This window comes from Paenibacillus sp. plas6, assembly GCF_057221655.1.
On record NZ_CM170151.1, the window covers coordinates 2,212,499 to 2,225,620 of the forward strand.

A 13,122-nucleotide genomic window follows, 5' to 3' on the forward strand; every position below is an offset into this window, starting at 1 on the left:
ATTTTTTAACATCTCTTATATTTTATTAACTATTTTAAGCACCGTTTAATTAATTGTGCAATATTATAGTCAGCTTAATTTTTTTATTATAGTATAAAATAATAATGCCTATAGGGACTGATAGCGTTGAAGAATAAATTCAAGTTTCCCCTATCTTTAAAGTTCTCGATCGTATTATTTGTGTTATTGGGCATTGCAGTTGCACTTAATGGACATTCCTATCGAGTGAGTATCCATGTAATTGAAAGCGATATTCAAAAATCGTATTATGAGCAGCTGCAATTTTTATTATTTCAACTGGACAGTCAGGTAGATAATTTGGCTGCCAGCTTGTTAGAGCTAGAGGAAGATACCACTACTAAGCAATACATCAACACTACCGCCCCCGAGGATTTATATGATCTAAATACGCTGCGCTTTAATATGCATGAACGAGTAAAATTGCATAGTGCTTCTTCAAATTGGCAAATGGAAATTAGCGTTTTTTTGGAGTCAAGGAATGAGGTTATTTCAACAAATCCAGATATTGTTTATGAAGATCTTGCAGCATATGAACTAAATGATACGAGTAGCGGGATATGGAGCTATTATCCAAGCAAGAATAATAATGCAAACTATTTTTCACTGCTTCATTCCTCGTTAGATTATTCTATATTGGCACGGATTCCTGATACGTATATACGCGATATGCTTAAGAACTTTCAGCAGAAGTCAAATCGTCATACGTTAATGTATCATTCGCTTTATGGATTTATTGGCATACCGCCTGAGGAGCTGGAAGGCTGGGAGCAGCATATCAATTGGCAGAAGATGCAGCAGACTGGAAAAGAAATTTTAACGATAAATGGAAAACGTGTATTGCTCAATTATGCACCGGTAGAAAGCTTAAATTGGGTAATGATTGATATGGTTTTGCTAGATCAGGTTGTATTGCCAATCAAGGAAAGCAATCAATTTTTTGTGCTAGGTATAGTAGCCATGCTTGCTATTGGTGTTGTAATTTCGGTTCTTATTTATCGACAAATTCAGTATCCGATAAACGAGCTCGTGCAGAAGCTAAAGGATATTCGTTCAGGAAATTACTCCTCTCGCTTAGAAACGAAGCAGCGAGATGAATTTCAAGAGGTATTTTCAGGGTTTAACAATATGGCTGAACGTATTCAAGAGTTAATTGAAAAGGTATATGAGGAGAAGCTGCGTTTAAAGGAAGCCGAACTTAAGCAACTGCAGGCACAGATAAACCCGCATTTTTTATATAACTGTCTGTTTTATATTAAAAATATGGCAAAAATGGGCGAGGATGAGCAAGTTGTTGCGATGGCGCTTAATCTTGGTGAATATTATCGCTATACGACTCGTTTGGAGAATCCTCTTGCAACAGTACGAGAAGAAGTAAAGTTTTTGCAAAATTATTTAAATATTTTAAGCTTTCGTCGACCAATCCAATATGAAATTGACATTCCGGATAGGTTAATGGAAATGTCAATACCACGGTTGTTTATTCAACCTTTAGTTGAAAATGCTATTCACCATGGTATTCGTAATAGTGAGCAAGAGGGACAGATCCGAATAGAGGGCTCTATGATAGAGGGAGGCTTTATTATTAGCGTGGAAGATTCAGGAGACTGTCTCGATGATAGTACGATTGAACAACTTTATGAAAATGTAAATCGTCCGCTTACCCCAGATATCGGTTTTGGCTTATGGAATACCTGTCAAAGGGTGACCAACCTTTTCTTGCCTGGTTCAGGGCTGGAGTTTGAGAGATCAAGTTTGGGCGGATTAAAAGTATCGATTCGTTGTATTATAGAATCTCAGGAGGATACAAATGCTAAGCTTGCTAATAGTGGATGATGAAATGACGGTTGTTGATACATTGGCGTCTACAATTGATTGGGAGCATCTGGAGATTATGACGGTTTACAAGGCTTATTCTGCTATAGATGCTTTAAACATTTTAGCGGAGCATGCGGTCGATATTGTAATTGCTGATATTAATATGCCACGTATGACGGGGATTGAATTGGTCGCGCAAATTCATAAAAAATTTCGACATGTAAAGGTGGTATTGCTTTCAGGCTATGCGGAGTTTGCCTATGCCAAGCAAGCCATTAATTACGGGGTGTCAGATTATTTGCTAAAGCCAGTATCTGATGAGGATTTAATAGCCGTTATAGCCAAGCTAGTGACACGAATTAAAGAGGAATGGCAGGAGGTTATTTCAAAAAAGCGCTTTGTTCATACGTTAAAGGAAAACCTGCCAATCTTAAAAAATAAGCTGCTCAATGAAATATTAACTGGCAGAACGAAGCTTAATGCCTTATCTGATTTATTGGAGCTTTATGAGATGCCGTTCCGTTTTGGTGATGATATTTGCATTACCGTTATACGCATTGAGGAGGGCTTATCCGATTTTAATGAACAGGACATATATTTGCTGGAATATGCCATTATGAATATAGCTGTTGAAATGTTTGGAGATTTCTATGATCTATGGTCTTGCAAGGACGCAAATGGCTGTTTAGTGCTGCTTGTCCGCAATAAAATGACTAATGACATCGATAGTGCGGAGGAATCTAAAAAATATTATACCTTAGCGATGCAACTGCAACGCAATATTGGTTATTACTTAAAGCGTGTTGTTTCTGTTGTTGTTAGTAAATGGGGCAAATTCCCCAACGACATTAGCGGATTATATAGCCAAATGACAGAATATATTCGTTGCAAGCTTGCGAATGAATCGGGCTATTTTTTATCAGGTGAGCTGGCAGAGGATTTATATGTACAGCAACCGCTGCATCAACTGTACGAGACGCCAACGCTGCATCATTTATTAGAAAATCGCAGATGGGATGAATATGAGAATAAATTAAATAGATTAATACACGATATGAGGCAGGCAGAGAAATTATCAGAAGAGCATGTTCGCGAAGCCTATACAGTTATTGCCGGTTCATTTTATTTTTATGCCCATAAGCATAATCAATTGCTAAGTGAATTGGTTGGAGGTACTGCAATGCTTAATCGTACGATTCATTCTGTTCAGCAGTTAGCAGATTGGGCGAAATTTATGCTGGAAAAGATTAGATGCGGCGATCAAGCAGAGCAGCGAAGCTTGCGAGAAAAGATGACGTTAAAAATAAGGAATTATATTGATCGAAATTTAAGTACAGCATCATTACAGACTATAGCTGATGCGGTTTATCTTCATCCCGTCTATTTATCGAGACTATATAAGGCTGAGACTGGTGAAGGGATAAGTGATTATATTAAAAGGCAGCGAATGCTTAAAGCTGTTGAAATGCTAAAAGATGATTCACTAAAAATATACGAAATTTCAGAGCTGCTAGGCTTTAAAAATGCAGCATATTTTAGCAAACTTTTTCGTGAAGAATATGGCATGACGCCAATTGAGTTTCGAGAACAACTATAAAAGTTAAAAAAAGCTTCTTCATTAGGTCAGCTTAAAGCTGCAAGGTGGAGAAGCTTATTTATTTTTTAGTACAAATCTTATTTTTTTAGTGGAATAGCTGAAAACGCATAACAATAGGCACTAACACCTTTTGAGAGATTAGTCAATAAACCTCTACTAATGTTGAAATCGAGTTATTTAGTCGTTCATAGCTTAACTTTACAATAATGATCGAGCACAGGCTTATCACATAGCGGTGTCTGTTCTGATAGTCAATACTGCAGATTGCTTGGAGAACAGCGCACGGAATGGCTTTCATTCATTATTAGTCTGTCATTTATAAAAATATGGTGTTAATGGGGGATTGAAGATGAGTAAGAAGCGAATTAGTTTTATGTTGCTTTCATTTGCGGTCGTTACAAGTTTAATGTTATCTGCTTGCGGCAACAGCTCTAAAACGAACAGCAATACAAATGTCGCACCGACCAATGCAAATACAAACTCAAGCGACACTAATGCAACTGCTGATGGTGAGGATGTGACACTTACAGCTTGGATTATGCCTAATAGTCCAAAGCCAGACTCTGATTTTATGAATATTATGCAACCATACCTAGATCAACATCCTAATGTGAAATTAGAAGTTACAGTGCTTGACTGGGGTTCTGCTTGGACAAAAATTACTACTGCGGCAACAAGCGGGGAAGGGCCTGATATTTTGCAATTAGGTACAACCTGGGTGCCTGCAATTGCAGCGATGAACGGTATTGAAAATTTAACAGATCGTGTTAATGAAGTAGGGGGAGAAAGCAGCTACTTGCCAGCAAGCTGGAAAACTACAAAAATCGATGGCCAATCTGATGTTTATGGCGTTCCTTGGTTTGTTGATGCTCGTGCTCTATTCTACCGCAAGGATGCACTTGAGAAAGTAGGTTTAGATGCTGAAACAGCATTTAAGGATTGGGATACATTTAGAGAAACGTTGCGCAAGTTAAATGGCGTAGAAATCGAAGGTGAGAAGCTAGTAGCCTTTGGTGTGCCAGGTAAAAATGACTGGAACGTACCGCACAATATTTTCCCATGGATATGGGCAGCTGGCGGTTCAATTTTTAACGAAGATAATACAAAATCAACCTTCAATGATGAAAAAGCACTTCAAGGCGTAATGTATTACACTGGTTTAGCGAATGAAGGTCTTGTAGATAAAGCGTCTCTTGAGAAAAACTCTTCCCAAATCGAAAGCGATTTCTCAGAAGGTAAAAGTGCAGTTATGGTAAGCGGTTCTTGGATGATTAAAAACTTCTCTACGCCTTCAGAAGATGGCGGTGTTGCTGAGAAGACTGCTGCACAAAATTATGGCGTTGCTGCACTTCCAGCGGGACCTGCTGGCCAAGCAACATTTATTGGCGGAAGTCATCTAACGATCTTTAAAGGTTCTACAAATAAAGAAGCTGCTTGGGATGTAATTAAGTATTTATCTGATAATGAAGCTCAGCTTGCTTATGCTCAAGCTTCTGGACAATTGCCTGCTAAACTAGCTGTGATGGAGCAACTAGCTGCATCTGATGAAAATTATAAAGCGATGGTAGAGGCAACAAAATACGGTGTATCTTATCCATCTGTCCCTCAGTGGGGTCCTAGTGAAACAGCGCTTGTTAAATATTTCGGCAACATCTGGGATATTGTAGCGGGTGTAACAGGCACCTACAGTGAAGCAGCAATTCAACAGCAACTTGATGAAGCAGCTAATGAAGTAAATGCGATTCTAAATCAGTAAGAGCAGATAAATAAATGAGTGCTATCAAGTGTTCGCTTGATAGCACTCTTCATTAGAAGGAAGTGATAAATGTGGAAGCGCAAAAAGTTTCCGTTCAACCCAAAACTACACTTAAGACAAGATTTAAGCGAAGCTTTAAGGAACATCGGGTTGCCTATTTGTTTATTTTGCCTACCTTTATTTTTATGCTTATGGTTCATATTTTACCAATGATTCAAGGCATCATTATGTCCTTCTTAAAGCTTAATCAATTCACACTTAATCAATATTTGAAGGCTCCATTTGCAGGATTAGAAAACTATACGAATTTATTGTTTAATGAGTCTAACCCTGTTCGCCAAGGCTTAGGTTATGCTTTACGGAATACAGCAATCTACAGCGTAGTAGTAACGTTTGCTGTTATGGTGATTGGACTGTTAGTCGCTATATTGTTAAATCGTGATTTTCCAGGCAGAGGAATAGCCCGAACTGCCATGCTGCTTCCTTGGGTTGTACCTTCTTATGTTGTAGGGGTACTTTGGGGCTTTATGTGGCAAAAAGAAGGAATTATTAACTACATTTTAGTGGACATTCTGCACTTAATGAGTGAAAAGCCATTCTGGCTCATTGGTCAAAATACAATTTGGGCAATTATTATCCCAACGGTTTGGAGAAGTTGGCCATTTATTATGGTTGTATTTTTAGCTGGTTTGCAAACGATTCCAAATGATTTGTATGAAGCATCAAGAATCGACGGTGCAGGCAGATTAAGACAATTTTTTAGTATTACACTGCCGATGCTGAAGCCAATTATTGCCGTTCAGCTTCTATTCCAAATTATTAACAATGTGTATTCCTATAACATTGTTGCGATGATGTTTGGCAATGGAGCAGGATATCCAGGTAAATGGGGAGACTTGTTAATGACTGCTTTAACAAGACAGACCTTTGGCTATTGGTCTTTCGGTGTGGGAGCAGCAGCATCATTCCTATTAATGGCTTCTATGCTGATCATTGTCGGTATTTGGTATCGAATCTTTAGATCGGAGCTGAGAGCAGAATGAACGTAAAAGTGAAAAGAAAGAGAAGAATCGAGTATCATCTGTTAAATGTGCTCACTTGGTGTATTGTTGCCGTTGTTGTCTTTCCAATTTTTTGGATGGTTAAAGTATCTCTGCACACAAACGGAGAAATTTTACAGGGAATTACGAGCATTACTATTCCAGACCCGCAATGGGAAAACTATAAAAATCTTTGGGAAACTGTTAACTTCGGGCAGTTTTTTCTTAATAGCTTAATTATTTGTACGACAACGATGGTCATCTCGTGCTTCTTGGCAGTTTTAGCGGGGTATGCTCTTGCCAGATATAAGTTTCCTGGCTCAGGATTGTTTGGAATGAGTATTATTGGTACTCAAATGATACCAGGCATTATGTTCCTCTTACCAATTTATTTATTATTTTTAAGTATTAAGGACAACTTTGGCATTCCGATGGTGGATACGTATTGGGGAATGATCTTAGTATATACGGCATTCTATACGCCGATGAGTATTTGGATTATTCGCAGCTTTTTTGTTGCGATACCGAAGGAGTTAGAGGAATCTGCACGTATTGACGGCTGTAATCGCGTACAAGCCTTTTATCGAATTATTCTTCCATTATCCCTGCCAGGCATTGTAGCTATGTGTGTATACATTTTCTTGACTGCTTGGGATGAGTTGTTGTTTGCATGGGTGTTGACGACAACGCAGAACGTACAAACAATTCCGGTCGGTATTCGATTGTTTGTTGGACAGTATACAAACCGATATGACTTATTGATGTCCGCAGCTACAGTTGTTACTCTTCCAGTCATCATTACGTTCTTCTTAACGCAAAAATACTTTATTAGCGGCATGACAGCAGGAGCGGTAAAAGGCTAAAAATGATTAGCTATGTGATAATCTAGCGTACAAAGGAACAGTGAAACAGCATTCTCCAGTTAGGTAGGGAAAAGCTGTTTCTTTTTTTAATTAAAAAAGCACCGAGCTTGTCGCATCGGTGCTTTTAGCATTAGCCTATTCCTCTGTATATGGAGTGTACTTAATCCATTCATATTCTGCTGTCAGCGGTGAGGTTCCGTCATAAGCGCCGAGCCATTCATCGACGCCGATCCCATTCCATAGGTTCATCATAATTTTCCCTGGTGTGACAGGAAGGTTTTCGGTAGCAGTATGAACCAGCTGATCATCGATATACCAGTTAATTGCGTCCTTCGTCCACTCAAAAGCATAATTATGAAACTCCTCTGAAGCATCATAACCAAGATCAATGATTGCTTCATGCTCGCCAATGCCATTAGTAAAATAGTTAAGTTGAACCTTTGTTGTGTCCTTGCCAAGAAATTCAATGTCGATTTCATCCCAAGGTGTGCCAAATGACGGACCAGTATAAATGAAGAAGGAGGAAACGATGCCAATATTTTTAGCGGGTTTCATTCGCACCTCATATTTACCATAATGATAAGTTTCTAGCGTCTTATATTCTGAACAGCTTACGTTGCCAAGATCACTACTTGTTAAAGATAGTTGCATTGTACCGTTGGAGAACTGAATATTGCTGGCATCCCATGCACAATTGAAAGGATTGCCATTAGAATAACCGCTTGAAATTTCCCATTTTTCCGTATCGTGCTCAGATAAGGAATGCGTCCATGTCTCAATATTATCCTTTTGTGAGCAACCAATTAGCGATAAGGCTACAAGCATAACAAGTAACATTTTATATTTCACGTCAACACCACTCCATCCTTTTTTTCTAATAACATTTTAGATAGAAAGGGGAGGGTAATTAAACAATAATAATTCAACATTGTTATGTTATTCTTTACTAGTTTCATTGAGCGAATGATACCATTGATTGACCTCAGCAGTAATTTGATCACCGCCGTTAGCCTTCCAATACTGCACCAGTTTATCAAAGTAAGCCAATGGCTTCTTGCCATAGATGATTTGGACATAGGCTTCATGCAAGGTTTGCTGTAATTGATCTCCTTTTTTCTGCATTGTTGGTGTAGGTGGACCATTAAATTCATTAAGCAAGCGGCTCGGCAGCATTTGCTCAAGTGCGGGTTTTTCAGTTTCAGCAATCATATCGGTCCAGCTAGAGGGAATTCGCGCTCCGTCATAGGTGAGTGTATATGCTGATACATCAACGTAACCTCCGGGAATAAGCGAGCGATCTAAGGTTGGCTCTCCGTTCACTACAGTATAGTCATAATCCTCAGCCATACCGAAAGCATAGTTTCCTTTTCCGATGCCTTGTGTTTCGTAAAGTTCATTCATATAACGGAAAAAGGCTTGCGGATTTTTAATGTTTTTATTGATTAGCACTGCTCCATTTCTAGGCAAAGTGGCACGATGATATGACAAGCCCGTAGGTCCTTGAGGCAAAGCAATTGCGATAAATTTTGCTTCTGGATTTTTTTCTGTCAGCATATTAAGTGGCCAGAAACGCATCCAGTGCGGGCCTACGATGATCCCTGTTTTCTCCTGTGAGAACATTCTCGCAGCAGACACCTCATCCTGCCATGAGGCTTCATTTGGGAAATAGCCTGCTTCCCGCCATTCGATTAGTTTGGCTAGGCCTTGCTTTGCCGCAGGGTGAATCGATCCCAATTGTAGCTCGTTTGAATCTTGAAAAAAATTCCATTGTTCAGGAAGGGTGCCAAACATTCCAAATACCCAGCTTATATCGGCCATCCATGTGTTAATCGTATTACCTAGACTGACAGAAATTCCGTAAGTGTCATCTAGACCATTTTGATCAGGATCTTCATATGTAAAAGCATGAAGCACCTTCTCCAATTCCTCTAACGTTGTAGGTGGCTGCAAACCAACGTTTTCAAGCCAGTCTTCTCTAATCCATAGCAAAGGATCAGAATTATAATCATAGTCAAGGATAGGGATTGCGTAGTGTTTTCCATCACGTTCGTAAGGATACCAAACTGAAGGATTTTCATTCATTGCATTTTTCCAAATGGGTGAAGCATATTTTTCAAATAAGTCATCAACAGCGAGAAATTGTCCCGAATTGATTAACTGATGAACGACATCTGTACGTACGGGAACGATGTCAGGCATTTCTCGATTGTTTAATAACTGAAGCTTTAATTTTGTGGAAAACGTGTTATCCGGTTCAGTCCATAAATACTGAATATCAATACCAAGCTTTTCAGACACTGTGCGAGTGTGAATATTATCCTCGATACTTTCACCGTTCTTAAAGCTAAGGGATGGACGCAAGCTGAACACGGTCGTTAAAACTTCTGGTTGTTGGATGCTTTCAGAACGGTCATTTGCAGAGCGCCATTGCAGTAACGATTTAAAGAAAAATGCTGTTAATATGATAACGAAGGCAAAAATTATAAGGAGTAACCGCATTCTTTTCATAATATCCCCTCCCAAAGCCAGTACGTATTGTAAAAACTTTATATATATAATTGAGGGTTTTCCTTGATATATAAGTCTCGGAAAGCAAAAAACTTGCCACCCCCATAGTTTTAGGTTAAAAGTAAGGTTACCACACCGAACACTTAATCCCAAACAACTAGGAAGTGACAAGTTTGTATCCTCAATTATTAACCTATTTACTTGAATTTATCAAGTACCAAGATCAAATTATTAAAACTTTACTTACTCTTCTTATCGGTAAAAACATGTTTGATAAACCTAAAGAAGAGCCAATCAATAAACCATATCGTAAGCTTCAGGTGGATGATCTTCCGATCAACGAAACTCTTCAGAAGCTTGATTATCGAATCCTTCTAACAGAATACCTAGAGAAAAACGGTAAACATCTAAAGCCTGTTCAAAGGCGTTTGAATGCAAAGACGACTGTACCTAAATCTATGAACTGTCCGAAGTGTGGTGCTCCATCGGATTATCTTTATGCCAATAATGGGGGCAAAGGACAGTATCAATGTAAGGTATGTTCCTGTCTGTTTAATGATAAGAGCCGCTATTTGAAAGAGGCCATTTTAAAGTGTCCTCATTGTTCTAAGACTCTTGAAAAAATCAAAGAGCGAAAAGACTTTAACGTGTTCAAGTGTAAAAATAATGATTGTCCCTATTACCAAAAGAAACTAAATGGTATGTCTTCGAAAGAGAAGAGACAGTTTAAAAAAGATCCTCAATCCTTTAAGTTAAGATACATTTTCCGGCAGTTTCACATCGATTTTCAGCCATTGTCTAAGTCTTCCCCCAAAAAGCCCAAGGTTGATTTATCCAGGCTGTATGCGTCGCCACATACTTTGGGGCTCATTTTAACCTATCATGTCAACTATGGACTTTCGGCCCGTAAAACAGCTGCACTCATGAAAGATGTACATGGGGTAAGCATATCGCATCAAAGTATTTTAAATTATGAGAATGCAGTTGCCCTAATACTTAAGCCTTACGTAGATTATTATCCCTACGAACTTTCTGACCAGTTCTGTGGAGACGAAACCTACATCAAGGTGAATGGGCGTTGGCATTACTTGTTTTTCTTCTTTGATGCGGTAAAAAAGATTATTTTGTCTTACCCAGTATCGCCAAATCGGGATACAGTGTCAGCAATCCGTGCCATTGATGATGTCTTAATGAAACTGAAAGAGATTCCTAAAGATCTTACATTTGTGGTGGATGGCAATCCGATTTATCTCTTAGCTCAGCACTTTTTCGCTCAACACGATATTCAGTTCGACATCAAGCAGGTTATTGGACTTACCAATGAAGATCCTGTGTCAACGGAGTATAGGCATCTCAAACAAGTTATCGAAAGACTAAATCGCACATTTAAAGGCAATTATCGTTCAACACACGGGTTTGGATCCGAACAAGGATCTGTTTCTTTTGTGACCCTGTTTGTAGCTTACTTTAACTTTTTAAGGCCTCATTCTGCATTAGAAGGTAAGGTGCCAGTGCTTAATCCAGAGTTACTGCAGCTCCCGAATATGCCTGCGAGATGGACTAAACTGATCGCTTTAGCACAACAATGGATTAACGAACAACAACCAGCCTAACTTTTTGGTTTAGCAGAGCCCGAAGTAAAAACGAGCAATCGGCGGAGCGAACTCTTGACAAACCGAACTAGCCAATGGTTTAAAATGGAAAAACCAAGGGCTATTTAGCATGCCTTCTTTTTGTCCCCGTCGCCCTTGTTAAAGTAGAGTCAAACCATTGGCGTGTTTGTCAAGAGCGATTGCGTGGCCTTTCCACCCAACAAATGGGAGACGACCCGAACACCTATTGAGTTTTCATAGAACTTTTGACACTACCGTTCTTTCGCTCATAAGCTGGTGAAGCCGCATGCAGGTGTATCCGGGCGTGTCAAAACGGGCGGCAAAGTCATCAAGGTGCTTTCCCATTCAGTAAAACCGATTCATCAGTCTAGCCAAGAAAAAGGACAGGTCCATAATCCGACAGATAGGATGAAACATAAAGCCAGGGAAGCGCAAAAAGCAGCCTTTCGATTGATGACCATGCACCGTTCAAAGCAGCGGCTGCAAGCTGTTGCCAGATGGAACATTCGCATGATTCGTGTAGCGGAGAAAATGACTGCGGTACTCGCCAAAGGCATGATCGCTCTTTTAGGTGTTAGCGGTACGGTGATCATCTTGCTATGCATCATGATGGCTGTTGCTGCGGTTGTATCATCTCCTTTTGGCATCTTTGTCTCCAGTGATAATACGGATAGCGATGTATTGCCGCTTTCTGACATCGTACAAGACATCGACAACGAATTTGCTGTCCGACTGGAGGACATACGTCGGGATGCAGGCTCAGTGGATCGTGTAGAAATCCATTATCTCGGAAGCGCTGATAATACTCGCATCGATAACTGGATGGACGTCATCGCGGTCTTTGCGGTTCGTACCGTAATGGACAGCGAAAACGGCATGGACGTAGCCACACTGGACGCCACTCGGGTGGATGTGATTCGCTCCGTCTTTTGGGACATGAATCAACTGGACTCTTACGTGGAAACGATTGAACACAGGGAAACGATTACGGTGGAACATGAAGATGGGAGCACGAGTAAGGAAACGATAACCTGGTATGAATCGGTATTGCACATTACAGTTGCCAGTCATACTACTGGGCAGCAGGCCGACATCTACGACTTTACAATCGAACAAAGAGAGATCATGCATGAAATGTTGTCGGCGGAGTTCCGCCCGCTCATGTTCGCGCTTCTCGGTAAAGATATGGATGTTGGGTTAACGACTGAGCAGCTTGAAATCGTTTATCACGATCTGCCGAAAGGGGAATGGGGCGGTGAAGCTGTCCGCTTGGCATTGACTCGCTTGGGCGATCCATACAGTCAAGTTTTGGCCGGGCTAGACCGCTATACAGATTGCAGTTATCTTGTTCAATGGGTGTACCGGCAGTTGAGCATTCAGTTGCCGCGGACGGCGGCTGAACAAGCCAGACATTGTGTCGATAACGGGTGGACAATCCGTTTTGAAGATTTGGCTCCGGGCGATTTGGTCTTTTGGAGCTATGCCAGCAATGGTCGGTTTATGGACATTACCCATGTTGGCATCTATGCCGGAAACGGCAAGGTCGTCGATGCTTCATCCACTCGCGGACAAGTGGTTTACCGGAATTTGTTTGACGCCGATCAACAGGTGCTGTATGGGCGGCCGTTTCAAATGAACGTACAAAATGTTTATAGCTAAAAACAAAGTAACCCCGGGGAAAACTCTCCCGAGGTTACTTTGACCGATGCTTTCGGATTATAATTTCATTATAAACGATTATTGTCTCTACCGCTACTATTGTCTATTTCTAATGGTTCAAATAAATAGTTAGTATTTTACTTGGGCCGAGGTGCTAGTTGCGGTTTCTAAAATTCTGTTCCTCTCTTTGATAGTGGCTGTTGTCACCACTCTGTAGGTGTTGCCCGAGGTAACGTAATATTCTTTTTCA

The 13,122-nt window shown here is 40.1% G+C and carries 9 protein-coding genes; 7 read left to right on the forward strand and 2 right to left on the reverse strand.

The genetic code is table 11. The features are described from left to right. Window positions 1-225 precede the first annotated feature (225 nt). The 5 genes from AC2TDL_RS10015 (at window position 226) to AC2TDL_RS10035 (ending at window position 7,092) form a co-directional block, all read left to right on the forward strand. Window positions 226-1,854: a sensor histidine kinase gene (locus tag AC2TDL_RS10015; RefSeq protein WP_484700900.1), complete on the forward strand. Its 1,629-nt coding sequence runs from the start codon at window positions 226-228 to the stop codon at window positions 1,852-1,854. Then, window positions 1,829-3,433, forward strand: a complete 1,605-nt coding sequence (locus AC2TDL_RS10020) for a response regulator transcription factor (protein ID WP_484700902.1) — start codon at window positions 1,829-1,831, stop codon at window positions 3,431-3,433. Before AC2TDL_RS10015 ends, AC2TDL_RS10020 begins: the two co-directional genes overlap by 26 nt. Window positions 3,434-3,782: 349 nt before the next feature. Next, window positions 3,783-5,189 carry a sugar ABC transporter substrate-binding protein gene (locus AC2TDL_RS10025; protein ID WP_484700904.1) on the forward strand — a complete coding sequence of 469 codons (1,407 nt, stop codon included), beginning with the start codon at window positions 3,783-3,785 and terminating at the stop codon, window positions 5,187-5,189. Window positions 5,190-5,260: 71 nt separating this feature from the next. Beyond that, the gene (locus tag AC2TDL_RS10030) at window positions 5,261-6,232 is read left to right on the forward strand and encodes a carbohydrate ABC transporter permease (protein ID WP_484700906.1); all 972 of its coding nucleotides are present in this window, start codon (window positions 5,261-5,263) and stop codon (window positions 6,230-6,232) included. After that, on the forward strand, window positions 6,229-7,092 hold the full coding sequence (locus AC2TDL_RS10035; RefSeq protein ID WP_484700908.1) for a carbohydrate ABC transporter permease: 864 nt from the start codon (window positions 6,229-6,231) through the stop codon (window positions 7,090-7,092). The genes AC2TDL_RS10030 and AC2TDL_RS10035 overlap by 4 nt, the downstream gene beginning before the upstream one ends. A gap of 135 nt (window positions 7,093-7,227) precedes the next feature. Here AC2TDL_RS10035 and bglS read toward each other — a convergent pair whose 3' ends face one another. Further along, complete coding sequence (gene bglS, locus AC2TDL_RS10040) at window positions 7,228-7,929, reverse strand: beta-glucanase (protein WP_484701129.1); 702 nt, start codon at window positions 7,927-7,929, stop codon at window positions 7,228-7,230. Window positions 7,930-8,028: 99 nt separating this feature from the next. After that, window positions 8,029-9,600 carry an extracellular solute-binding protein gene (locus AC2TDL_RS10045; protein WP_484700910.1) on the reverse strand — a complete coding sequence of 524 codons (1,572 nt, stop codon included), beginning with the start codon at window positions 9,598-9,600 and terminating at the stop codon, window positions 8,029-8,031. Between the two features lie 173 nt (window positions 9,601-9,773). Between AC2TDL_RS10045 and AC2TDL_RS10050 the strand changes: the two genes are divergently transcribed. After that, complete coding sequence (locus AC2TDL_RS10050) at window positions 9,774-11,213, forward strand: IS6 family transposase (RefSeq protein ID WP_484696056.1); 1,440 nt, start codon at window positions 9,774-9,776, stop codon at window positions 11,211-11,213. Between the two features lie 276 nt (window positions 11,214-11,489). Then, window positions 11,490-12,872 carry an NlpC/P60 family protein gene (locus tag AC2TDL_RS10055; RefSeq protein WP_484700912.1) on the forward strand — a complete coding sequence of 461 codons (1,383 nt, stop codon included), beginning with the start codon at window positions 11,490-11,492 and terminating at the stop codon, window positions 12,870-12,872. Window positions 12,873-13,122 lie beyond the last annotated feature (250 nt).

What these genes read in the sequence shown, in the direction of transcription:
- AC2TDL_RS10020 (WP_484700902.1), top strand. Translation starts at nt 1,829, where the DNA reads ATGCTAAGCTTGCTAATAGTGGATGATGAAATGACGGTTGTTGATACA.
- AC2TDL_RS10025 (WP_484700904.1), top strand. Translation starts at nt 3,783, where the DNA reads ATGAGTAAGAAGCGAATTAGTTTTATGTTGCTTTCATTTGCGGTCGTT.
- AC2TDL_RS10035 (WP_484700908.1), top strand. Translation starts at nt 6,229, where the DNA reads ATGAACGTAAAAGTGAAAAGAAAGAGAAGAATCGAGTATCATCTGTTA.
- bglS (WP_484701129.1), bottom strand. Translation starts at nt 7,929, where the DNA reads ATGTTACTTGTTATGCTTGTAGCCTTATCGCTAATTGGTTGCTCACAA.
- AC2TDL_RS10045 (WP_484700910.1), bottom strand. Translation starts at nt 9,600, where the DNA reads ATGAAAAGAATGCGGTTACTCCTTATAATTTTTGCCTTCGTTATCATA.